Source organism: Methylophilus sp. DMC14 (assembly GCF_056314085.1).
The window spans coordinates 402711-426068 of the sequence record NZ_JBQUZA010000003.1; the positions used below are offsets into that span (position 1 = coordinate 402711).

Below are 23358 nucleotides of genomic sequence, written 5' to 3' on the forward strand. Positions count from 1 at the left end.
GTTGTGAATACGCTGGTGATTGCAGCGACGGTTCAAGCAGTTGAAACGTTGCGATACACACCGGCGGGCTTGCCCTTGTTGCGATTGCAATTGCAACATGATTCAGAGCAGCTAGAGGCTGGGATGAATCGGAAGGTGCAGTGTCAGTTACCCGCAGTGATTATTGGTGAAAAAGCCAATCTGCCATTGCAAAGCGGCGATCAGATCAAAGTGAAGGGTTTTCTGGCACAGCGCAGTGCAAAAAGCACACAAGTGGTACTGCACATACAAGAGTTACAGCGAATACAGTATTAAAGAATTTAAGGAGTTTCAAATGGCAAGAGATATGTACAAACGTCGCCGTTACTGCCGTTTTAGCGCAGAAGGCATCAAAGAAGTTGACTACAAAGACGTAGATCTGTTGAAAGATTTCGTTTCTGAAAACTTCAAAATCATCCCAGCCCGTATGACTGGTACCAAGGCTAAATACCAACGTCAATTGACAACCGCGGTAAAACGCGCACGTTTCCTGGCGCTGATGCCTTACACAGACAAACACCCAGGTTAATCGGCGGCTTAGGAGAACAACATGCAAGTAATCTTATTGGAAAAAGTAGCAAACCTGGGTTCCCTGGGTGACGTGGTTAAAGTGAAAGACGGTTACGGCCGCAACTTCCTGATCCCACAAGGTAAAGCAAAACGCGCGACCGAAGCGAACAAGGCAGTGTTTGCTGCTCAGCGCGCCGAGTTGGAAAAACAACAGGCAGACCTGTTGGCCGCAGCACAAGCGCGTGGCGAAAAACTGGCTGGTTTTGTACTGACAGTCGCTCAAAAAGCCGGTGTGGATGGCCGTCTGTTCGGTTCCGTGACTAACATGGACATCGCTGAAGGCTTGCAAGCGCAAGGTCACGAAGTGAAAAAAGCTGAAGTGCGCCTGCCTAACGGCCCACTGAAGACCATTGGTGATTTCGCTGTGAGCGTGGCATTGCACCACGACGTAGTGGTTGATATCACTGTGACTGTGACGCCAGAAGCCTAATCAGGCATCTGCGTGCAGTACAAGAAAAGGCTACTTCGGTAGCCTTTTTGCTTTTTTGCCACAAAGCCCACAGAGTTTGTGGCGCGCCGCAAAGCGTTATTTGATAACGTACCAATAAAGTGCATGAGGTTTTTCTCTGTGTCCTCTGTGGCTAAAGTATTTTTAATCTTTCATCTGTTCTGAAACCCAAAAATGCCAGTCAGCTTTTCGGTATAATCGCCAGATGGCTGATGAACAACTCGAATTCTTAAAACTCCCTCCACATTCCATTGAAGCTGAGCAGTCCGTGCTGGGCGGCCTGTTGCTGGATAACGAAGCGCTGGACAAGATTGCCGATATTCTGGCCCCTCAGGATTTCTACCAGCATGACCATAAATTGATTTATGAACATATCGCACGGCTGATTGAGCGCAACCAGCCAGCCGATATTGTGACGGTTGCTGAATCGCTTGAAAACAGTGGTGAGTTGACCACGGTTGGTGGTGTGGCTTATCTGGGTGCGCTGGCGCAAAATACGCCCACTGCTGCCAATATCCGCCGCTATGCCGAAATTGTGCATGAGCGCTTTGTCATGCGCCAACTGGTTGCAGTGGGCACTGATATTGCCGAAAGTGCTTACCAACCGAATGGTCGCGATGCACAGCAGTTACTGGATGAAGCCGAAGCCAAGATTTTCCAGATTGCCGAAGGCGGTAACCGCAAGAGCCAGGGCTTTTTGGGCATGCAAGTGCTTTTGCCACAAGTGGCTGACCGCATTGACTACCTGTACTCACGCGAAAATCATTCTGATGTGACGGGGATCCCCACCGGCTTTACCGATCTTGACTCGATGACTTCAGGCCTGCAAGGCGGTGACATGGTGATTATTGCCGGTCGTCCGTCCATGGGTAAAACCGCGTTTGCAATTAATATTGCTGAGAATGTCGCGCTTGAGACCAATAAAGCGGTCGCTATTTTCTCGATGGAGATGGGGGCAACCCAGCTGACCACGCGTATGATCGGCTCAATTGGCCGCCTCGACCAGCACAAGATGCGTAACGGTAACCTTGAGGATGAGGACTGGGAAAAGCTCACCACCGCGCTGGGTAAATTGAACGAGGCGCCGATTTATATTGATGAAGGGGCCGGTTTAAGCAGCTTTGACGTGCGGGCGCGTGCCCGTCGCTTGCATCGGCAAACAGGCGAACTTGGTCTGATTGTGATCGACTATTTGCAATTGATGAGCTCGCCAGCCGGCCGTCAGGGCGAAAACCGTGCAACTGAGATTTCAGAAATTTCACGTTCGCTGAAGGCGCTGGCCAAAGAACTCAATGTGCCGCTGATTGCGATTTCGCAGCTTAACCGTAGCGTGGACCAACGGCCAGACAAACGCCCGGTGATGAGTGACTTGCGCGAATCCGGCGCGATCGAACAGGATGCTGACTTGATCATGTTCGTGTATCGCGATGAGTATTACAACCCGGACAGTGCTGAAAAAGGCACGGCCGAGATTATTATCGCCAAACAGCGTAACGGCCCGATTGGCCGGGTGCGCTTGACCTTTATGGGTGCGCATACGCGTTTTGCCGACTATGCGAACGCGGCCTACATGCCGGACGAGTATTAATGCGTCCGATTGTTGCTCATCTGTCTTTAGCTGCGCTTAGACACAATCTGGCGCAGGTCAAACGTTACGCGCCAGCGGCCAAGATCATCTCCGTTGTCAAAGCCAATGCTTATGGTCACGGTTTGCTGAATGCGGCACAAGGGCTCAGCGAAACAGATGCTTTCGCTGTGCTCAATCCTAGTGAAGCCATCGCTTTGCGTGAAGCGGGTTATACGCAGCCCATATTGTTACTTGAAGGGGTGTTTGCGCCCGAGCAATTGCTTGAAGTCGACAGATACCGGCTGGATATTGTCGTGCACCAGGTGCAGCAGATTGCCTGGTTGCAGCAGGCCGCGTTGAGTGCCCCCATTCGAGTGTTTCTCAAGCTGGATAGCGGCATGCACAGGCTTGGCTTGTCGCCGGTAGAGTATCCGCAGGCGTTAGCTGCTCTTGCTGCATGCGCCAATGTGCGCGAGATCGTCATGATGACGCATTTTGCCAATGCGGATATTGTAGATGGCGTTGAGCAGGCCATGACCACCGTGGAGGCGGTCATGGCCAATCAGCCTTATGCGCGCTCCCTGGCGAATTCGGCTGCCGTGATTCAGCAGCCGCAAACCCATGCCGATTGGGTGCGCCCAGGGATCATGTTGTATGGTGCCTCGCCGATTGCCGACCAGCATGCTTCCATGCTGGGCCTGAAACCTGTCATGACCTTGCAGTCCGCTATTATCGCCTTGCAGTCAATTCAGGCCGGGGAGAGTGTTGGTTATGGCAGCTTGTTTACTGCAGATCAGCCGACCAAGGTGGGTATTGTCGCTTGTGGTTACGCCGACGGCTATCCCCGGCATGCGCCAACAGGGACGCTGATTGCCGTTAATGGTCAATTGACCCGTACGCTGGGGCGCGTGTCTATGGATATGCTGGCGGTAGATGTCACCGATATCCCTGACGCAACCGTTGGCAGTATTGTGGAATTATGGGGTGAGCAAGTCCCTGTAGATGAGGTTGCACAAGCAGCGGGGACCATAGGCTACGAATTATTGTGTGCGGTCACCGCCAGGGTCCCATTTAAGCACTATGGCTAAAGCAAAAACGCAATACAGCTGTACCGAATGCGGGGCGGTCGAACCTAAATGGCAAGGCCAGTGCCCGAGCTGCCATGCCTGGAACACACTGGTAGAGACGGTGCCAGAAGCGGCAACCATAAGCCGCTTTGCAAGCCTGGCACCCACTGCGCAGTTGCAAAAATTAGCAGATGTTGAAGCGCAGGATGTGTCCCGCCAAGCGACCGGCATTACCGAGTTTGATCGGGTGCTGGGTGGCGGGCTGGTGGCGGGCGGTGTGGTGCTCATCGGTGGCGACCCTGGCATTGGTAAATCGACCTTGTTGCTGCAAACCGTGTGCAAGGTTTCACAATCGCTCAAAGCGTTTTATATTAGCGGTGAGGAGTCTGCGCAGCAGATTGCCATGCGGGCACATCGCTTGGGGCTGGATGCGAGCCAGGTCGATGTGCTGGCGGAAATCAATCTCGAAAAAATCAGCCAGGTGTTGCAGCATCATCAGCCGGACGTGGTGGTGATAGACTCGATTCAGACTGTGTATTCCGAGGCTTTGCAGTCTGCACCAGGTTCGGTGGCACAGGTGCGTGAATGTTCTGCGCAACTCACACGGGTGGCCAAGCAACTTGGGATCAGCATGATTCTGGTCGGCCATGTGACCAAAGAAGGCTCGCTGGCTGGCCCGCGTGTGCTGGAGCACATTGTCGACAGCGTGCTGTACTTCGAGGGCGACCAGAATTCGAGTTTCAGGCTGATTCGCGCGTTTAAAAACCGGTTTGGTGCGGTCAATGAACTCGGTGTGTTTGCCATGACCGAAAAGGGGCTGCGCGAAGTCAGCAATCCTTCCGCCTTGTTTTTATCGCACCATGAATCGCCGGTGCCTGGCTCCTGTATCACGGTCACGCAAGAGGGCACACGGCCTTTGCTGGTCGAAATTCAGGCGCTGGTGGATACGGCACATGCCCCCAATCCCAAGCGCTTGTGCGTGGGTCTGGAGCAGAACCGGTTGGCTATGTTGCTGGCGGTATTGCACCGGCATGCGGGGGTGGCCTGTTATGACCAGGATGTGTTTATCAATGCCGTCGGTGGTGTCAAAATCAGTGAGCCTGCGGTGGATCTGGCTGTGTTACTGGCGATTGTTTCATCGTTGAAAAACAAACCGTTGCCAAACAAGCTGATTGTCTTTGGTGAAGTCGGGTTGGCAGGCGAAGTGCGGCCCGTGCAGCGGGGCCAGGAACGTCTTAAGGAAGCTGCCAAACTGGGCTTTACCCATGCCATTATTCCCAAAGCGAATGCGCCCAAAGGCGGCATTGCCGGTATGCAGGTTGAGGCCGTGGATAGGCTGGAACAGGCCATAGACGTGATGCGCGCATAAAAAAATGGCAACGATAGATGGGAGTCCTATCGTTGCCTAAGGATGAGGTTGCCAAGAAGAGGGTAGGCAACCACAGGGAAGTCGGTTTACTCAAGCGGCTTGATGGCCGTGTTAAAAAAACTCGTTTTGATTCGGGTTATCTGCCTTTAATTTTTCTATATTTCTGGCCGTTCTTTGTTTCACGGATGGATCGCGCGCTAATTGGTCCTGCGTGAGTTGCTGTTGGCTGAGTCTTTCCTGGCAATTGCGCAAAGCTTGGTCGTCATCGGCCAAACGGATGCATTCTGCATGCTTCCCCAGTTGTTTGAGGATACGTACTTTTTCCCCTGTCAGGTTTGCGTAATCTTCTGTCGGTAGCATATCTGAAGCTAAGATTGACATGTGGACGAATAAGCCAGTGGCCATCATGGTCGCATATTTCATGCTTAACTCCTTTCAATCAATGACATTGGAAACAGTATAAAAAAACCACTTGGCTTTGTCAGTTACAAAGGCCGAGCATTTTGTAGGCATTTGTAGCGAGTTCGATACAGAGCAGGTATGGCGCGCGTCACCAATCGTTTTACTTTATATAAAAGTAATTGTCAGAAAAATTTAATGTAACTACTCCTACAAAATGTAGCCAGAAATCAGGACATATTCACAAGTAAGATGACAATCTGTATTAAAGGAGGAAAATAATGAAAAAAATCATTTTTCTTTTGCCACTGTTGATGACGGCTTGTGCCAGTGTCGGTCCGCAGCAATATACTGGAAACAACGGTAAAACAGGCTATACCCTGACTTGCAGCGAATTTAACACGACTTGGGAGCAATGCCAGCGCAAGGCCAGTGCGCTCTGTGCCGGCGGCTATGAGTTAGATAAACGGTTGTCTTACACTGAAACCTTCCCTGATAGCGGTGATGGGATTTACAGACCAGCGAATAATCACCTGGCGGTGGTGTGTAAAGGCTAATCGCCTGTCTTGGCGCTGCTAGCCTAGTAATCGCGAAATTGCTTGCGCGGCGGCCTCGCCGCTACGGATCGCACTTTCTATGGTGGCTGGATAAGGGCTCGCGACATAGTCTCCGGCTAAAAAGATGCGGGCATGTGCGGTTTGAGGGCCAGGCCGCTTTAAAGCCGGGCTGCAACTGAAGGTGGCGCGTTTTTCTGTGATGATTTTTGTCCACAGAGGTGTTTGTTGCAAAGCCATGTCGTAGTTGCCGAGCGCAGCATTAATCTCATTAAGGCAATGTGTGACCAGGACGGCTTTGTCCATCTCAAAGGGCGCATGCGCACTGATGACTACGGCGAGCAAGCCGGCTTGGTCACAGCACTGCCCGCGGTCAAACACCCATTGTGCCCAGCCGCTGCATAAGCCCATGATGGGGTACGGCAAGCGCACCTGATCGCTGAATTGCAGGTAAATGGTGGTAATGGGTTGATACTCGCGCCAGGGCAGCGTAGGTGCGCCTGCGATGGTTTTCAGTTGGTGTGGTCCGACCGCAAGCACCATCGCATCAAACACTTCTTGTTGCTGATGCCTCAGCTTGCAACCATGCTCAAAAGCCTCGATGGCGGTGACAGTGGTCCCCAGCCTGACTGCAACCCCTTGTGTTTGTAACTGCGTTAACAGCGGCTGAATAAGGGCGGTGGACAAATCAGATCTGGCCACTAGAAAGTCACTGTCCTGACGACGATGCTGAAAACTATCCCTGAGTACATTTAAAAATACCTGTGCACTGGCAAGCGCTAGCGGCGTGTTCAGTGCAGCCAGGCATAAGGGCTCCCACAAGTACTTGATCGCCAGTGGCGTTTGTTGGGCTTGAGCCAGTAAGCCAGATACCGGCATATCCTGCGCAAGCGTAAAAGCGGTTTTTTGTAACTGCCGCATCCAGCAGATGGCGCGCCATTTACTTTGCCAGTCCAGTCCAGTTGCGGTGATTAAGCCCCACAGCAGATGCAGCGGGGCGGGTAGCCATTCTGGGGTGACCAGCGAAATACGATGCTGGCCATCGTGCATGTGCAATGCCAGCGCCAAGCGCTTGAACACATGCCTGTGATCCAGGCCGGCATCGCGTAGCAAGGCCAGCGTGGCATGATAGGCGCCCAGGCAAAGATGTTGACCGTTATCCAGCGTGGTTGAAGAGTGCGATACCCCACGTGCACGGCCACCTGCCTGCGGGGCGGCCTCAAAGACGCATACTTGATAGCCTTGCTGACCTAAGCGCAAGGCCGTAGACAACCCGGCCAGACCGGCGCCAATCACCGCTACTCTGCGAAGCTTCGCGGTGGCGCTAACGGTTTGGGATGTTTTCTGATTAGCCCTGGATAACACTGCACTCATGAACGGCGGGATTTAAACCAGGCGCCCAGCGCCAAGGTGAGCTTTCTAAATGGCGGCAACGCAATTTTATGGTTAAGTACCAGGTTGGGATCTTGTTTGATTTCCTGCAGCAGTGTTCGGTAAATGGCCGCCATCATCAATCCTGGTAATTGGGCTTTCCGATCTTCTGGCGGGAGCTGCTGCAGGGCTTTGTCATAAAACAGTTCCGCGCGGGCAATCTGCTTGAGCAGCAAGGCCTGCGTTTGCGGCGTGGCTTCGCTATTAAGCAGTTGTTGCTCGGTGACACTGTCACGCTCCAGCTCATCCAGTGGAATATAAATGCGTCCGCGCCGCGCATCTTCGCCGACATCGCGGATGATATTGGTCAGTTGAAACGCCATGCCCAAGTCATGCGCGTATTGCAAGGTGGCCGGATTTTTATAGCCAAAAATTTGCGCTGACAGCAAGCCGACCACACTTGCCACACGGTAACAGTACAGGCCCAGCTGTTCAAAATCCGCATAGCGATTGTATTGCGTATCCATTTGCATGCCATCGATGATTTCAATGAAATGGCTTTCTTGCAAGCCATAAGTTTTGATGACGGGCTCTAAGGCTTTCGTCACCGGATGTTGCGGCGTGGCATGAAACAGCCGCTCAACTTCCTGTTTCCACCAGCCAAGCTTGGTTTGGGCGATCTGGTAGTCGGTACACTCATCCACCACATCATCCACTTCGCGGCAAAAGGTATACAGCGCCGTCATCGCCTCGCGCTTGGCTTTGGGTAAAAAAGCAAAACTCAGCGTGAAGCTGGAACCGCTTTCACGGGTTTTTTGCAGGCAATATTGTTGCGGCGTCATTGTTTAAACAGGGCTTTCAGCAAAATCAGTGGCCAATCATAGGCTTTCAAGGTCGGGCGGTGATGGTAAATATCGCCACGACAGGATTTTAATTTATGCACGATACGTTCGCCACCAGCAATCATCATGCGCAACTCAAAACCGATCCGTCCAGGTAGGGCGCGACCTAACGGTTTGCCAGCCTTTAACATGGCCTCAGCACGACCCACTTGTGTCAAAAAGAACTGTTGCCAGTGGCTGTCCAGCCGTTGAGCTCGCAAATCCTGCTCACTGATGCCTGCCGCCAGCATGTCCTCCTGACTCAGGTAAATCCGTCCGACGGCCCCATGCTTTTGCAGGTCTAGCGCAATGTCCTGATAAAAGTTAATCAGTTGCAGCGCGCTGCATATTTGATCGGACCACAGCCGATGTTGCGTGCTGTCACTGCCATACAGTTGCAGCATCAGGCGGCCGACCGGATTTGCCGAGCGGCGGCAATAATCCAGTACTTCCTCAAAGTTAGCATAACGGGTTTTCACCACATCCTGTTTGAAAGCATCGATGAGGTCGATTAACAGTTGAACATCGAGAGTGTGAGTCCGGATCACCGCTTGCAACGATTGAAACAATGGCTGCGAGGGCTGTATATAGGCCTGAATCAATAATAACTCATCTTCATAAGCCTGCAGGGCTTGCAGGCGCTCTATTTCGCTCGCGTTGCCTTCGTCTGCAATATCGTCTGCCTCGCGCGCAAACTGGTAAATGACCGTCACTGCATGACGTAAATGGGCCGGTAACAGCAAGGATGCAACCGGAAAGTTTTCGTAATGCGTGTGCGCCAGTGTCAGGCTAGGTTGGGGCTGGGCGGGCTTGGAAAAGGCATGCATGGCTTAAGTATGCCATAAATCCATGATACGCTTACGCCTTGCAGATGAACAATCATAAAGAGAACTTATGTTAGGCATTATTGGGGGCACTGGGCTCACCGCACTGGATAATTTGAACATTTCTAAGCGCTTGATCGTGCGCACGCCATATGGGGAACCTTCGCAACCCTTAGTCTTTGGCGAAATCAATGGCAAAGAGGTGGTATTTTTAGCCCGTCATGGTGGTGGGCATAAGATTCCGCCACATGCGATCAATTACCGGGCCAATGTCTGGGCCTTGCATTCGGTCGGCGTCTGTGATTTGCTGGCAGTGGCCACGGTGGGCGGCATTACGCGTAATCTGATCCCGGGAGATATCGTCTTGCCTAACCAGATACTCGATTACACTTATGGCCGCAATAACACCTATCACGATGGCATAGAGCTGCCTGTGCGGCATGTAGACTTCACACAACCTTATTCACAAGCCATGCGTGAACGCTGTCTCAAAGCCGCTGCCGATGTGGGCTGCAGCGTGGTGGATGGCGGTGTGTATGCTTGCGTGCAAGGGCCGCGGCTGGAGACCGCCGCAGAGATAGACCGCTATGAGCGGGATGGCGCCACCATTGTGGGTATGACAGGCATGCCGGAAGCGGTATTGGCGCGTGAATTGGGCGTGTCTTATGCGGCCATCTGCCCGGTAGCCAATTTTGCGGCTGGTCGCGGCGATAGTACACAATCTATTCAGTTTGAGCAGGTCATGCCTTTGCTGCAGCAAACCATGGATAAAGTCCGTGCCGTCATTGCGCAATACCTGTCAGATAATGATTGTTCTGTGGCTTAAACGGCAGTCAGAGGAGCAGAAATGGCAGTCAAACCTGTGCTGAGAATGGGCGAGCCTTTACTTTACCGGGTAGCAGACAGGGTCACCCAGTTTGATACGCCCGAGTTGCATGCCTTGATTCAGGACATGCAGGACACTATGACGCATATGCAGGGCGCAGGCATTGCCGCGCCACAAATTGGTGTCAGCTTGCAGGTGGTGATGTTCGGCGTCGGTGCCAATCCGCGTTATCCGGATGCAGAAGCCGTGCCTTTTACCATTTTGATCAATCCCGAACTCACGCCTGTGGATGAGATAGAAGAAGAGGGTTGGGAAGGGTGTCTGTCTGTGCCTGGCATGCGCGGCCTGGTGCCGCGTTATCAGCACCTGCATTACCGTGGCTTTGACCCGCAAGGCAACGTGATTGACCGCACGGTGAGCGGCTTTCATGCGCGGGTGGTCCAGCATGAATGTGACCACTTATTTGGCGTGCTTTACCCCATGCGTATCCGTGATCTGACAAAATTTGGCTTTAATGATGTACTTTTTCCTGGAATAACGCTTCCAGATGACTGATTGTTTGCTATAATGCGCGCTTTCGGGAAGAGTGGCAGAGCGGTTTAATGCAACAGTCTTGAAAACTGTCGAGGGTTCACGCCCTCCGTGAGTTCGAATCTCACCTCTTCCGCCAAGAAATCAGCAGGTCGATAATTACTTAAGAAACAACAAGTTAGAGTCGGCCTGCAATTCTGATTTCCCACACCTATTTCCCACACCCGCTGTATGTTCATTTAATTCTATTTAAGGACATACCATGCAACGCTTAGCAACAACCCTCAACAAACTGACAACACCTTTCGCTCATCGTATCGCCTTTGAGGCTGTAGACACATCCGGCGTATTCGATAAGTGGCACGATGGACAGTCGCTCAATGTCATCCTTGGAGGGAAGCTTAAGGTCATCCTTAACTGATTAATTCAGTAACATAGATACACAAACGGACGCTCGAATATTCACCTATGGGCGTCTGGTCTACCTGTCCACCGTGGACACCCGCCTGTGCATGAGCATGCCCCCAACGGTGTACACCCTAGCTGTCCCTTGAAGTCCCCTCAAAGCCTTGTTCTAGCTGGCCTCAAGGGGATTCTTCATGTGTGACTAGGGGCAGTGCCGTTGCCGCGCTTTAGAACTCTGGATTATCATCAATATCATTCGCAGGAAACGGGTTCTCATCCTCCTCTGCTGGTGAATGGTACTCTCCGATGTAATCAAGCAGTCCGGGGCTGTAAATAGCCAATGCCTCATAAGCCATCTCGGGATGTCTCCTCAAGGTGTCGCCAAAGGTCTTGGACAGCTTGTCAGCCATCTTCTTTGCTTCAGCCTTGAGCCACTCCTTATCATCATAATCACCCTTAGTGGCCTTGCCCGCCAGAAGGTCACGCGCCTGCATCCATGTGAGACTATCTAACTCCCTATCGGGATGATTGATTTTCAATAAGTCTCTAGTCTTCCTAGCAGTTCCCACAAAGCCATTGCTCACACCTGTGGCTCTGGAGACATCAGCCTTGGACTTGGTGGTGCCAATGGTCAACCGCCATGCAGCCTCACACTTCTCTGTAGAGCACATGGGCAGTTTATCCCTTGAGTTGCGTCTGGCAGCTTCCAACATTGCATCCTCAAGCTTGCCGCTGAAGACAACCACAGGGATTGCTGCCTTGGTCTCCAGTTTACGGTATGCTGACAGCCGATGATGACCATCAATGACGCACCAAGCATCGCCAATCCAATAGACAACCAAGGGCGCTAAAGGCTGGTCAGGGTGTCGCGTAATCGCTTGCCCCAGTGACCTGACGTGCCAGTCATCTATCTGTTGCTGCCATCTATGCAGGAATACAGGCCGACACTCATGGATGTCCTTGAGCTTCAGCTTAGTGACCTTCTGCGCTGGTGCAGGCAGGCCTTTGTCAATGCGTTCTTTAAGTTTGGCTTTAGCAGCTAATAAGCTGTCATTGTTTTCAATACCAATCATTCCGACACCTCCTGAGAGAGTGCTTTATGCTGGGACAGAATCAAAGCCAACGCCTGATTGTTGTTTAAGACTACGCCATGCTTACCAGCATAGTTACGCTGGAAGTCCTTGAGATAGTCGAAGGTTGTTAAAGGGAATGCGATGTGTCTGTACACCGCGTGTGTTTCTTTCATTACATATACTCCATTGTTGATTGTTTAAAGGGATTTGCTTGTGGGTAGTCCTATAGTGCGAGGAGAAGGGCCGCTCAAGATTTTCGATACAACATGTTCTTAAAAAACTTGTGGTGTACCACTAGTGCGCGGAATTGCGAACGTCTGCGAAAAGATGCCTAAAATGTCGCTAACGTGTTTTCGAGAATTGGGCGGAAATTTACTTGTCTTCTCCGATATGGGTGAAAAATAATCGTGTCTAGTTCGCTGGTGATATACCGCTTCCAGAACATCCGAAAAGAGACTTAAATTTACTTGGGGCTGTCTCGGGATAATTGCTAAGGCCATTTCCGGCCCCGTGGAGACACTTTAAGCTCACGGCAATGGGGTTGCTTGGATTGAGATGAGATGATGCGCTGTAGCTCGTTTCTGAGCGTTTATTGAAAGTGTGCGCTGGTGAAGTTGATAGGATGGAAGGGTTTTGCTTGAGGTTTGTTAGAGCGCATGATGAGTTTGTATAAGCCGGACTCTGAAACAAACTTGGCTAAGTTCATCCCGCTTCCTCTCAGATTTACCTCCAGTTTTTTAGTGGAGGTAATTTCAGATTGCTCCAAGATGTCGAGGTGATGAGAGATGCCACCGTTGTGTGTCTTAAGGTCAAGCATGCGGCAAGCATCTACAGCCACAAACCAAGGATTACCCTTGTCGTCTGTGAATGAGCGGATGTCAGTTGTGCCGAGATAAACTTATGAAGTTAAGTTTATAGAGACATTGTGAGTAGAAACAAATCTAAAGAGTTGAAAAGCTGACACTAGACTTGTTAATAAGACTGCTACTACAAATACAGCCACCAACCCATAGGCTAATTTTCTTAGTTTGCTTGTTGGTGATGATTTTATAGCTGGGTTCGCGAAGTCCTGTTTAGGCGTCTTGATGTCCGTGTCATCAATTCCTAGAAGACCCAGGGTAATTGTAGCAAGTAACATTGCAGTCTGAAGTACAACTACTACGCATAAAAGTGAGGATATAATCAATAAGAACCATCCTGTAAATATTTCGACTAGGCTCTCTGAGTTAACTAATACCCTTACAGCAGCCATAAAAATAATTAAGATGGGATAACACCTGAGATTTCAAATATAACTTTTAGGGTTGGAAGCTTGCCGATTTCGTACGTATCAAAATCCATGATTTTATGCATCAAATTTTGCATGGTTCTTCTTCCTTGCTTTTGTGTGTCGGCAAAACTATATCAGAATTTACAGCCCCTCTTAAGTACTGATAAAGGGTCTCCCTTGAGATTCCATATTCACGGGCTAGGGCAGCTCTATTCTTCTGTCCGTTAGCTTTATCCTTAGCCACCAGCGCACTTATCTGGTCATCCGTGAGGGCTGGCTTGCGTCCCGTGTAGACACCCTTGGTCTTGGCTATAGCAATCCCTTCGCGCTGACGCTCTTTAATCAGTGCCCGTTCAAACTCAGCAAAGGCACCCATGACAGACAGCATGAGCTTAGACATGGCTGAGTCTTCCCCCGTGAACGTCATGTTCTCCTTCACAAACTGGACAGCCACGCCTCTATCTGTCAGTCCTTTGACAATCGCTCTGAGGTCGTCAAGGTTACGCGCTAGCCTGTCCATGGAGTGGACTATGAGCTTGTCCCCCTCACGGCAATACTTAATCGCCTCCTGAAGCTGCGGCCTAGCTGTGTCCTTGCCGCTGGCCTTATCTGTGAATGTCCTATCAAGCTGGAAGCCTGCAAGCTGTTCCTCCTGCCTGACTGTGTTCTGGTCGAGTGTAGATACACGGATATAGCCGACTAGCTGGCCTTTGTGCGTGGTTGTCATTGTTAGGTCTCCTGATTGAATTGTCAGGATAGAGTCTAAGACCTCATGGAATTAATGTCAACTAATTAAATAAACAACCCTAAATAGACACATATTGATGTGCTGCCTGACGTCTAGTTAAGGTGTACCCTAAGTGGACACTCTGTCTTCCTGCTGCCGCTAGGGTGGGGAACTGACTGGCTGTCCTGCGCTGGTGACTTGAGGTGACGGCTCCTAGCCGCCGAAAAGAAAACAATTAATATGTGGATTCGGAAAGGGATTGCTACAGCCACAGCTCGAAGGGGCGGCACGGGGGAATCGGCCTGAGCCTAAATCTATTAATAACCTCAAACAAATTTGCTGTAGAAATTTTTAGGTGTCTTATGGTGATTTGTATTCTGAGTAAAGCATAGCAGCTGTTAGAAGACACATGAGAGTCCCTATAAAAATATCCCAGCCATACGCATACTTACCCTGCCATTTTTCAACTCGTGCAATAGTCGGATTATTTGGCAAATAAGTAATGATTACTTTTTGAGTTTCAAAGTCTTTCTTATGGCGAGGAGTAACTACTCCGTATTCAGAAGCAATATGGGTGTGGGTAACACCATCGCCGGACGTATAGGAGTACACAGGCCTGTCTCCGGCTGGGCTTCTTCGTGCGGCCTTAAAGTAACGATAACCGATAAGGGTAGCAGGTGTATGCACCCCATTTAGTTCAAATTGCTTGTCAGTCTCACGCTCATCGATACCCATATTAATCAGCATATATCCAAATAGAAAAATGAACATGCTTAAGCACAGGACAGCGAGTCTCTTTAAGACCCATGGGGAGAATTTATACATGATTAATAATTAGGAAGGTAGCTGGACGTAGGTTGCTGTCTGGTCGGGCATGTCTTCACCTGTGGTTCTAGGTTGTATGAATGTCAGGCAAGGATATTTGAAAACTGTACGATAATCAAACCAGTTCAGGAAACGGGTAGGACACCTTCTCCAAGGCTTCCCGCTTAATCTCAAGCTCATTGCCATCCGAATACAGGCCATAAGTGATGCGCGGCTTGTCATGGCCTACAATGTCCGCTGCTAGGTTCTCGGGCACTTTAGCATTCTCTAGCTGTGTAATCACTGTGCTTCTAAACGAGTGGAAGCTGTGCCTCTCTCCGAACCCCATGGCTGTCTTCATGCGTCCGAAAGCTGTGGCTAGAGCGTTTGTTCTGGCGTTATATTTGGTCTCGCTGTTGCTGGGCAGCAGGAAGCCATCCTTAGAGTCACGCTTCAGGCGTTGTATGAGCGGTGCTATAGCTGAATGGATAGGCACCTCACGAATGCCAGACACCGTTTTAGAATCGACAATATGAAAGCTCGTCTCTCCAACATCCTTTAGCTTCAGCTTGCCGAGTTCTTCCCTACGTGCGCCAGTATATGCACCTAATGCAATGAGGTCTGCAAGCGTGTGCTTATTTGCTGCTTTAGCTTTGTGCCAGAAGGCTACGACCTCATCCGGCTTATACGGTAGCCAGTTATTCTGTTTCGCTTTCTTCTTGCCTTTCTGTGGGGGCAGGGTATCGGCAAAGACATCGCTTCTGTCTGTGATGACCTTACGCATGACAAGATACTTCCAGAAGTCCTTAGCGCTGCCTCTGACTCGCTGGCGGTGGCTGTATGACTTGCCTTGCTCCTCAAGCTTCTCCAGCCAGTCCCTTAGCTTGTTGAAGTTTATATCTTTGGTGGTCGGGAATAACTTGATGAAGTCTGAGACATCCCGCTCCATCTGGTCTTTAGTCTTCTCTACGTGATGCAGTTGAGCTTTCCAGCTATCGAAGTGCAGGCTGGTGGGTGTTGCATGACCCATAGCAATGTCGTAGCGCAGCTTAGCAGACTCGTCCACGGTGTCATCTGTGCTGGTGAGGCGGTCAATAAGTGCGTGTTCAAGTGCCTGCCTAGTGTCCTCGTCCTTAGCTTTTTGCATAGACTCTCTAAACTGCATGGCCTCCAGCAGCTTGGATGGGTCTTGTTTTCTAGCTTGTTCAACTTCTAGCTTCCAGCCCGCGACATATTGAGATGCAATGATTGCGGCCTTGCGTTTGTCCGATGTGCGTGTGGTCTTTCTTACTTTAGATTTACCAACGATTTCTTTAACGTCATCGGGATAAGTGAATGCCGCATACCAGCGTCCCTTTTTCTCTTCTAGATAATGTGCCATAATCCTGTCTCGGTTATTTTTAGGAAGAGTTTACCACACCTATTTCCCACACCCGAAGTGCTGAAAAGCGTGTATAATCAATGTATACAGTGGGTTAGGGTAGTGTGGACTGAGAGTCTCACCTCTTCCGCCAGACATGAAATGCCGCAGTTTTGCGGCATTTCTATTTGCAGTTTTTTATATTTACATGAAGGAACCGTCATGGCTCAAATCATTATCGATAGCAACCCATCCCAAGAGAAATTGAACGAGCTGGGCGTGTCCAGCTGGAACATTTGGGATTGCCCTCCATCAAAATTCCCACTCGACTTCACCATGACTGAAAAAGCCTATGTGTTGGAAGGTGAATTCAAAGTGACGCCAGCTGGAGGCGAAACTGTTACCATCAAAGCAGGTGACTATGTAGAGTTTCCAAAAGGCCTGAAATCCCAGTGGGAAGTGGTCAAGCAATTGAAAAAACACTACAAACACTTTTAATTGAAGTGGTAGTATGATGAAAACCCTGTCAATCCGGCAGGGTTTTTTGCTGATGGGCCTCCGTTATCCTAAGCAAGAAAGGAATACACATGAGTCATCATCCTGTGAATCAAATTAAGGTCGAGCGTCCCAGCGCCGAGACACTCGCCGCACTTGGTGTGGATCAGTGGCCAACCTGGTCAAAAGAGGTTTCTATTTTCCCATGGCAATATAGCAATAGCGAGATTGCTTACATCTTGCAAGGGGAGGTGACCGTGACACCTAAAGATGGCGAGCCGGTAAGTTTTGGGGCGGGTGACTTAGTCACCTTTGCCAGTGGGCTGGATTGTGTGTGGGAAGTCAAACAGCCGTTGAAAAAGCATTACCATTTTGAGTGAGCCGGCTATATTTGATGGAGTGCTTGCGTCAAGTTGCTGATGGATGTGGCATCAAGCAGGCCGTTATTACACGCAGAGATCAAGAAACTATCTTCTACCCGGTTGCCTAAGGTGTTGATTTTGGCATTATGTAATGCAATGCCATGTTGCTGAAAAATCAGCGCCATACTGGCCAATAATCCTGGGCGGTCATTGGCGATGATATCCAGCTGTTGAAAAGGCTGGTCTGCGTCCTGTGGATTGGGCACGGCTTTAAAACTCACTTGCGTGCTAATCGGCATATGTTTGACTTGCCTGCTGACCCGGCCGCGTATTGGCGCGGGAATCGCCTCATGGCTGATCAATTGCGTATTCAACCCTTGTTCAATATGCTTCAATAAGCCGTTATAGCTGATCTGCCGTGTTTCAGGTTCCAGCACAATAAAGTTATCCAGAGCATAGCCGTGAGCGGTGGTATAAATCTTGGCCTGCACAATGTTGTATTGCATGCTGTCAAAAAAATGGCAGATACGGGCAAAAATCTCTTTTTGATCTCGGCTGTAGATCATCACCTGAATGCCATCCCCTTTGGGGCTGAGCCGGGCACGCACAATGGCTTGTTCGGTATTGAGATGCGGAATCAGTAATCGGCTTTGCCAGGCGATTTCATCACTGTCAAAACGACTGAAATAGCCATTGCCAAAGGCTTGCCACAGGGCTGCCACGGAAGACTCTTTAAGGTTGAAACTGCTGAGTTTCTGCAACACTTCCTGTTTGCGTAAGCTGAGCTGGGCTTCGGTATTCAGTGATTGTTGCAGCACTCGCCGCGTTTGCAAAAACAGGCTCTCGAGCAGTTTGGCCTTCCACGCATTCCACACATTCGGGCTGGTGCCGCGAATGTCGGCCACCGTCAGTAAGTACAACGCTGTCAGGCGATATTCTGTCCCCACCAGATGCGCAAAGGCTTCAATCACATCGGGGTCGGATAAATCACTTTTTTGTGCCGTGCTGGATAGTTTTAGGTGTGCCTCAACCAGCCAAGCGACTAGCTCTGTATCCGTTTTGCTTAAGCCATGTTGTTTGCAGAATCGGCGCGCGTCCAGGGTGCCCAGCAGCGAATGATCGCCGCCACGGCCTTTGGCAATGTCGTGAAAAATGGCCGCCAGATAGAGCAAATGTGGCTGGCTGAATGCATTAAATAGTTGGCTGCACAGCGGAAATTCGTGTCTCAAATCGGGTTTGGCAAAGCGTCTGAGGTTGCGTAAGACATTCAGCGTGTGCTCATCTACCGTATAGACATGAAACAGATCATGCTGCATTTGTGCGATGACGCGGCCAAATACCGGGATATAGCGGCCGAGGATGCCATAACGGTTCATGCGCCGCAGGCTGCGGTGCACACCTTCGCGGCTGTGCAAAATTTGCAGGAACAAGGCTTTGTGATTGGCGCGTTGTCTGAATTGATGGTTGATCAGCGGCTGTGCCGCCTGCAATGCACGTACGAGCGGCGCACTAAAGCCGGTAATTTCCGGGTATTGTTGCAGGAGTTGAAAACATTGCAAGATGGTTTCTGGCTTGCGTTGAAACAGGTCTGGCGCATTTGCACTTAGCAAGCCCTGAGACAGGCTAAAGTCTTCTGTTAATGCTTGCGGCGGCTTGGTTTCTGGCTGAATGCGTGCATGCAGTAATTTGAGCAGGACTTCATTTTCTATGATGACCGCTTTGGCACTCCGGTAAAAGCCTTGCATTAACTGTTCGCTGGCACGTTTTTGCGGATTGGTCTCATAGCCCATCTGCTCCGCCAGCGTGTTTTGAAAGTCGAATACCAGGCGGTCTTCCCGGCGCTTGGCCATCAAGTGCAGGCGGATGCGCAGGTTTTGCAGCAAACGTTCGTGTTTTTTGAGTTGAATGGCTTCATGCCGACTTAATAACCCCGCCTGGGCAAGCGCGTTCCAATCACTGCCCAAGCCCTGGCTTTGCGCGACCCAAAGAACCATATGCAAATCCCTGAGGCCGCCTGGACTCTCTTTGACATTGGGTTCTAGGTTGTAAGCCGTGTCATGAAATTTGGCATGACGGATTTGTTGCTCACGCAGTTTTTCAGCAAAAAAACGGGCTTGGTCCAGCTGTGTATGCAGTAACTGCGTCAGGGACTGGAAAGTTTTTTTGTCTCCGCTCAGCCAGCGGGCTTCCAGTAGGTTGGTCATGATGGTCACATCCAGCTGCGCTTCGTCCAGGCACTCTTTGAGGCTGCGCACGCTATGACCGATATTGAGACCAATATCCCACAAGGTGCCAATCAGCGATTCAACCAGCGTCTGTAGCGCAGCATCGCTGTTTTCCGGCATCAGGATCAGCAAATCAATGTCCGAGTAGGGAAACATATCGCCACGGCCATAGCCGCCGACCGCAACCAGGCAAGCACTCTCTGGCAGGGCATAAGCCTGCCAAATCTGTTTAAGCAGTAGATCGAGTGAGCGCGTATGTTGTTGTAGCAGGCGTTTGGCTTGCGGCTTGGCCAGATAAGCATCGGCCAGTTGTTGACGTGTCAGTTGTACTGACGCTCGCCAATGCTTGAGATGTTCCTTGCCAATGACTGTCATGCGGGACTGACCATCGACATGCGTGCCTTAGAGCGTGGGCCGGGCTGGCGTACCCGCTGAGACGGTCATGATTTCAAAGCCCTCTTCAGTGACGAGTACGGTATGCTCCCATTGTGCCGACAGGCTACGGTCCTTGGTGACCACGGTCCAGCCATCCGGCATGAATTTGATGTCGCGGCGGCCAGCATTGATCATGGGTTCGATGGTAAAAATCATGCCAGGCTTGAGCGTCAAACCTGCCCCGGGTTTGCCATAATGCAACACTTGGGGCTCGCAATGAAATTTTTTGCCGATGCCATGTCCGCAGAATTCACGCACAATGCTGTAGCCATTTTTTTCTGCAAATGACTGAATCGCATAGCCAATATCGCCCAAGGTGTTACCAGGTTTGACCTTTTCTATGCCGCGCCACATGGCTTGGTAGGTGAGGTCGCACAGCCGCTTGGCTTGTGGTGAGACACTGCCGACCATAAACATGCGTGACGTATCGCCATGATAGCCGTCTTTAATGACTGTGATGTCCAGGTTGACGATATCACCATTTTTAAGCTCTTTTTCGCTAGGGACCCCATGACAGATTTGCTGGTTAATCGAGGTGCAAATAGACTTGGGGTAGGGTGCATGGCCATCTGGTGCATAGTTTAATGGGGCCGGGATCGCTTGCTGTTCATTGACGATGTAATCATGGCAAAGCTGGTCCAGTTTGTTGGTGGTCACCCCCGCCACGACAAACGGTGTGATGTAATCCAGCACTTCTGAGGCCAGACGACCTGCGATGCGCATTTTTTCAATTTCTTCGGGGGTATGCAGAACAATTGCCATAAACGAGTGACCGCTCTTACGTTAATCCGTTTTCCAGACAGGCTTTCGGAATCATTAACTAAAACAACATTCTAACATAGACACATAGCAGTCATGATGTTTGGCCTACTTCGCTCAAGGAATGCGCAAGAACGCCGTTAATAGAGTTGAGTCATAAAAGAAACTGACTGGCATTAGTGTAATTGATCCCGACATGGCACTTGATGGCAATGATTTATACTCGGGCATGATTTTAGCTGGAGCACACTTATGGTGACACTCACCGAAGCAAGAGCCAACCGCACCGTTAAAGATTGGGTGGCTTTTTTTAAGGCGGCAGAGATTCCGGTCTTGCGGCAGACGGCCAGAGAGATCGCTCAATTACAGGCGCGTGAAGATGAAACGGGCGCCCGTGACATTACCCGTGTGGTCATTAATGATCCGCTCATGATGTTCAAGGTGTTGGCGTACGCCAATAATCATCGCAGCCGTCATCAGTTACAGGACCTGGTGCAGGTCGAGCAGGCAATTATCATGATGGGCACTGGCACGTTTTTCGCGCAGATTCCTACCGCTCCGCATGTGGAGGATGTGTTGCATGAACATATGTCCGCCTTGATCGATTTGCTCAAGCTCATGATACGGGCTCACCGTGCCGGTTATTTTTCCGCAGAGTTTGCCTCGCATTTGATGGATTTGCACGCAGAAGAGGTGAGGGTGGCAGCCTCGCTGCATGATTTTGCCGAAATGCTCATGTGGTGCTTTAACCCGGATGCGATGGGCGAAATCAGCCAGCGCCAGGATGCAGATAAAACCTTGCGTAGCCGGGTCGTTCAACAAGAGGTGCTGGGTTTCAGATTACTGGAGTTACAGGCCGAGCTGGTGCAGGTCTTTAACTTGCCGCCATTGCTCAGTGACCTGATGGACGAAGCGCGCGCAGACCTGCCCAGGGTACGTAATGTGCAGTTAGCCGTGAATCTGGCCAGACATTCTGCTGACGGCTGGGATAACGCCGCCTTGCCCGATGACTACAAAGATATTGCCGAGTTGCTGCATGTTGATGTTGAGCGCGTCAAACATATCGTCGGCGTGCCACAACATTAGTCTTGTGCGGCTTGTTCGCTTGCGATCAGGCGCTCATGACGCTGAGCCAGCACATCGGTGACAGCCTGATGTATCCGGTCAATCACTTGCTCCCAGGCTTCGTCATCCCCCTGTCTGAACAGGCGCATGCCTGGATACCACGGACTGTCTTCGCGCTGTTTTAACCAGCGGAAATGTGCATGTTGCGGCAGTAATAACCAGACCTCTTTGCCTAGGGCCGCAGCCAAATGCGCGACGGCCGTGTCGACTGATATCACCAGATCCATTTGCATGATCAGACCCGCAGTGGCGGTGAAGTTTATTAATTCCGGGTGATGACATTCCAGCATGGGAAACCGTTTGAGCATGATATGGTCTTCGCGCCTGAACTCTTTTTGCAAGCTGTGCCATTCGACTTCCATATTCAGCAGAGGCGCCATCAGAAAGAGCGGAATACTGCGCCACTGATCATATTTGTTCGTCGCCTCGCCACACCAGTTGAGCCCGATGCGCAACCGACGGCCAGGCCCCAGTAATTGTTGCCAGGGTTCACTGTGGCGTGCCTCTACCCCCAGATAAGGCAAGCCGGCCGGTATCGTATCCAGTTGCGTGTTAAACACCGCTGGCAAGCTCAGCATGGGGCAGAATACGTCAAAATGCGGCAGGCTACGTCCATCCTGGCAAACGACCAGAATCGTTGCATCATGCGCCCAATACTCATTAAACAGGTCAAATAAAGCCTCAGGGACGGCTAATACCAGATGGTTAGGTTTGCAGGCTTGAACCATAGGCAGATAACGGCAATATTGCAGAGTGTCGCTCAACGTCTGCTCGGCCCAGATCAGAATGGTTTTGCCGACCAGAGCGCCTGCCGATGACCATAACAAGTTTAAATCTGGCCGGTGTTTGTCCGCAAGCACTTGAAAACGCGCCGCATACAGCGGCCAGCCGGCTTCGAATTCTCCGCGTGCCAATCGCAGCATACTCATGGTATATCTGGCTTGTGCATGATTCGGCGCCAATTTAAGCGCCGTCTCCAGGCAGGCGTAAGCCTCATCGTGCTGCCTGTTTTCATACAGCGCCAAGCCCAGGTGGCATTGGGCAGCCGCATACCCAGGGTTCAACTGCAAGGCCAGGCGGAAATCGGCAATCGCTTCAGTGTACTTCCCCAGCTGGCATAACACTACGCCACGGTTGTTGTAGGGTAAATGCAAATTCGGTTGATAGCGGATGGCTTCATCAAAACTTAGCACGGCCTCTTGTGGCTTGCCCTGTGATTGCAGAATCAAGGCGCGCTGATGATAGGCATCGGCAAAGTCAGGCTGTATGCGGATCGCCTCGTTCATACATAGCAGCGCATCGCCTGTCTGTTGCAGTTGCATGCATAACACCCCCAGGCGATAGTGAAAATGGGCATGCTCCGGATGCGCCACCACTGCCTGTCGTAAAACATTGGCTGCCTGGTCGACTTGCTGCAGTTGCAGCATCAGGTCAGTACATTCGGTAAAGGCGGGTAGTCGTTGCGGGTCAAGTTTGATGGCGGTACGCAGGCGCAAAATGGCTTCTTGCGTTCTGCCCAGGTTTTTCAGTGCGCGTGCATCCAGGTAATAAAGCTGTGCCTGTTTGGCATCCAGGGCAATGGCTTGTTTGTAGCACTCATGCGCCGCCTTGAACTGTTGCGTGCGCATATGCAGGTTGCCTAGCTGCACCCGCAGTTCCAGCAGGTCAGGCCGCAAACTGATCGCTTGCAGCAAATATTGTTCCGCCGCATGAAACTCCTGATTTTGCAGCATTAGGCCTGCCAGCTTTTGATAGGCATCCCACTTCTGCGGATCGGCAGCAATCAGTTTCAGCAGTTTTGCAATGGCTTCATTGTTCATGGGATAACTGGCAACACTTCAAGCGATTGCGGGCGACCTTAAATGGATGGATGGCGGATTAAGGTACAATAAG

The 23358-nt window shown here is 50.9% G+C and carries 26 protein-coding genes and 1 tRNA gene; 14 read left to right on the forward strand and 13 right to left on the reverse strand.

The window, feature by feature from the left end; all coding sequences use genetic code 11:
* Positions 1-15 precede the first annotated feature (15 nt).
* From priB to radA, 6 genes are all read left to right on the forward strand, one after another.
* A complete protein-coding gene (gene priB / locus ACT53C_RS08915) occupies positions 16-294 on the forward strand; it encodes a primosomal replication protein N (RefSeq protein WP_379076906.1) in 279 nt (92 codons plus the stop codon).
* 19 nt (positions 295-313) lie between these two features.
* Complete coding sequence (gene rpsR / locus ACT53C_RS08920) at positions 314-547, forward strand: 30S ribosomal protein S18 (protein WP_024929836.1); 234 nt, start codon at positions 314-316, stop codon at positions 545-547.
* Between the two features lie 21 nt (positions 548-568).
* Positions 569-1018, forward strand: a complete 450-nt coding sequence (gene rplI / locus ACT53C_RS08925; RefSeq protein ID WP_194748038.1) for a 50S ribosomal protein L9 — start codon at positions 569-571, stop codon at positions 1016-1018.
* A gap of 223 nt (positions 1019-1241) precedes the next feature.
* Positions 1242-2624, forward strand: coding sequence for a replicative DNA helicase (dnaB, locus tag ACT53C_RS08930; protein WP_194748036.1), 1383 nt, complete (start codon positions 1242-1244; stop codon positions 2622-2624).
* Positions 2624-3691 carry an alanine racemase gene (gene alr, locus ACT53C_RS08935; RefSeq protein WP_476145597.1) on the forward strand — a complete coding sequence of 356 codons (1068 nt, stop codon included), beginning with the start codon at positions 2624-2626 and terminating at the stop codon, positions 3689-3691. The genes dnaB and alr overlap by 1 nt, the downstream gene beginning before the upstream one ends.
* Complete coding sequence (radA, locus tag ACT53C_RS08940; protein WP_476145598.1) at positions 3684-5039, forward strand: DNA repair protein RadA; 1356 nt, start codon at positions 3684-3686, stop codon at positions 5037-5039. Before alr ends, radA begins: the two co-directional genes overlap by 8 nt.
* A gap of 111 nt (positions 5040-5150) precedes the next feature.
* Here radA and ACT53C_RS08945 read toward each other — a convergent pair whose 3' ends face one another.
* Complete coding sequence (locus ACT53C_RS08945) at positions 5151-5462, reverse strand: hypothetical protein (protein WP_476145599.1); 312 nt, start codon at positions 5460-5462, stop codon at positions 5151-5153.
* A 257-nt stretch (positions 5463-5719) separates the two neighbouring features.
* Between ACT53C_RS08945 and ACT53C_RS08950 the strand changes: the two genes are divergently transcribed.
* On the forward strand, positions 5720-5995 hold the full coding sequence (locus tag ACT53C_RS08950; protein WP_476145600.1) for a hypothetical protein: 276 nt from the start codon (positions 5720-5722) through the stop codon (positions 5993-5995).
* 18 nt (positions 5996-6013) lie between these two features.
* Here the strand turns inward: ACT53C_RS08950 and hpnE are convergent, their stop codons facing one another.
* From hpnE to hpnC, 3 genes are read right to left on the reverse strand one after another with little or no spacing between them, the layout of a single operon-like run.
* Positions 6014-7366: a hydroxysqualene dehydroxylase HpnE gene (gene hpnE / locus ACT53C_RS08955; RefSeq protein WP_476145601.1), complete on the reverse strand. Its 1353-nt coding sequence runs from the start codon at positions 7364-7366 to the stop codon at positions 6014-6016.
* Entirely contained in the window at positions 7363-8205 is an 843-nt protein-coding gene (gene hpnD, locus ACT53C_RS08960) for a presqualene diphosphate synthase HpnD (RefSeq protein ID WP_476145602.1), read from the reverse strand. The genes hpnE and hpnD overlap by 4 nt, the downstream gene beginning before the upstream one ends.
* Positions 8202-9071, reverse strand: a complete 870-nt coding sequence (gene hpnC / locus ACT53C_RS08965; protein WP_275355649.1) for a squalene synthase HpnC — start codon at positions 9069-9071, stop codon at positions 8202-8204. Before hpnC ends, hpnD begins: the two co-directional genes overlap by 4 nt.
* A 67-nt stretch (positions 9072-9138) precedes the next feature.
* On the opposite strand from hpnC, the gene ACT53C_RS08970 reads away from it, so the two are divergent.
* From ACT53C_RS08970 to ACT53C_RS08985, 4 genes are all read left to right on the forward strand, one after another.
* Positions 9139-9894 (forward strand): S-methyl-5'-thioinosine phosphorylase, encoded by a 756-nt coding sequence (locus ACT53C_RS08970; RefSeq protein WP_476145603.1) that lies wholly within the window; start codon positions 9139-9141, stop codon positions 9892-9894.
* 21 nt (positions 9895-9915) lie between these two features.
* Positions 9916-10449 (forward strand): peptide deformylase, encoded by a 534-nt coding sequence (gene def / locus ACT53C_RS08975; protein ID WP_476145604.1) that lies wholly within the window; start codon positions 9916-9918, stop codon positions 10447-10449.
* Between the two features lie 25 nt (positions 10450-10474).
* A tRNA-Ser gene (locus ACT53C_RS08980) sits at positions 10475-10564 on the forward strand.
* A gap of 123 nt (positions 10565-10687) precedes the next feature.
* Positions 10688-10846: a hypothetical protein gene (locus ACT53C_RS08985; RefSeq protein ID WP_476145605.1), complete on the forward strand. Its 159-nt coding sequence runs from the start codon at positions 10688-10690 to the stop codon at positions 10844-10846.
* Between the two features lie 211 nt (positions 10847-11057).
* Here ACT53C_RS08985 and ACT53C_RS08990 read toward each other — a convergent pair whose 3' ends face one another.
* From ACT53C_RS08990 to ACT53C_RS09015, 6 genes are all read right to left on the reverse strand, one after another.
* On the reverse strand, positions 11058-11903 hold the full coding sequence (locus tag ACT53C_RS08990) for a ParB N-terminal domain-containing protein (RefSeq protein WP_476145606.1): 846 nt from the start codon (positions 11901-11903) through the stop codon (positions 11058-11060).
* The gene (locus ACT53C_RS08995; protein ID WP_476145607.1) at positions 11900-12076 is read right to left on the reverse strand and encodes a hypothetical protein; all 177 of its coding nucleotides are present in this window, start codon (positions 12074-12076) and stop codon (positions 11900-11902) included. The genes ACT53C_RS08990 and ACT53C_RS08995 overlap by 4 nt, the downstream gene beginning before the upstream one ends.
* Positions 12077-12492: 416 nt before the next feature.
* Positions 12493-12780: a BRO-N domain-containing protein gene (locus tag ACT53C_RS09000; protein ID WP_476145629.1), complete on the reverse strand. Its 288-nt coding sequence runs from the start codon at positions 12778-12780 to the stop codon at positions 12493-12495.
* A gap of 475 nt (positions 12781-13255) precedes the next feature.
* Positions 13256-13900, reverse strand: a complete 645-nt coding sequence (locus ACT53C_RS09005; protein ID WP_476145608.1) for a recombinase family protein — start codon at positions 13898-13900, stop codon at positions 13256-13258.
* Between the two features lie 360 nt (positions 13901-14260).
* Positions 14261-14671, reverse strand: coding sequence for a hypothetical protein (locus tag ACT53C_RS09010; protein ID WP_476145609.1), 411 nt, complete (start codon positions 14669-14671; stop codon positions 14261-14263).
* Positions 14672-14840: 169 nt separating this feature from the next.
* On the reverse strand, positions 14841-16085 hold the full coding sequence (locus tag ACT53C_RS09015; protein WP_476145610.1) for a tyrosine-type recombinase/integrase: 1245 nt from the start codon (positions 16083-16085) through the stop codon (positions 14841-14843).
* A 201-nt stretch (positions 16086-16286) separates the two neighbouring features.
* Between ACT53C_RS09015 and ACT53C_RS09020 the strand changes: the two genes are divergently transcribed.
* Together ACT53C_RS09020 and ACT53C_RS09025 are read left to right on the forward strand one after the other, a co-directional pair.
* Positions 16287-16562 carry a cupin domain-containing protein gene (locus ACT53C_RS09020; protein ID WP_194748017.1) on the forward strand — a complete coding sequence of 92 codons (276 nt, stop codon included), beginning with the start codon at positions 16287-16289 and terminating at the stop codon, positions 16560-16562.
* A gap of 89 nt (positions 16563-16651) precedes the next feature.
* Entirely contained in the window at positions 16652-16939 is a 288-nt protein-coding gene (locus tag ACT53C_RS09025) for a cupin domain-containing protein (protein ID WP_379075711.1), read from the forward strand.
* Positions 16940-16944: 5 nt separating this feature from the next.
* Here ACT53C_RS09025 and ACT53C_RS09030 read toward each other — a convergent pair whose 3' ends face one another.
* Positions 16945-19521 carry a [protein-PII] uridylyltransferase gene (locus ACT53C_RS09030; protein WP_476145611.1) on the reverse strand — a complete coding sequence of 859 codons (2577 nt, stop codon included), beginning with the start codon at positions 19519-19521 and terminating at the stop codon, positions 16945-16947.
* A gap of 27 nt (positions 19522-19548) precedes the next feature.
* Positions 19549-20343 (reverse strand): type I methionyl aminopeptidase, encoded by a 795-nt coding sequence (gene map, locus ACT53C_RS09035; protein ID WP_275355642.1) that lies wholly within the window; start codon positions 20341-20343, stop codon positions 19549-19551.
* Positions 20344-20592: 249 nt separating this feature from the next.
* Between map and ACT53C_RS09040 the strand changes: the two genes are divergently transcribed.
* A complete protein-coding gene (locus ACT53C_RS09040) occupies positions 20593-21426 on the forward strand; it encodes an HDOD domain-containing protein (protein WP_476145612.1) in 834 nt (277 codons plus the stop codon).
* On the opposite strand, the gene ACT53C_RS09045 is transcribed toward ACT53C_RS09040, so the two are convergent.
* Entirely contained in the window at positions 21423-23285 is a 1863-nt protein-coding gene (locus ACT53C_RS09045) for a tetratricopeptide repeat protein (protein ID WP_476145613.1), read from the reverse strand. The genes ACT53C_RS09040 and ACT53C_RS09045 overlap by 4 nt on opposite strands.
* Positions 23286-23358: the final 73 nt, after the last annotated feature.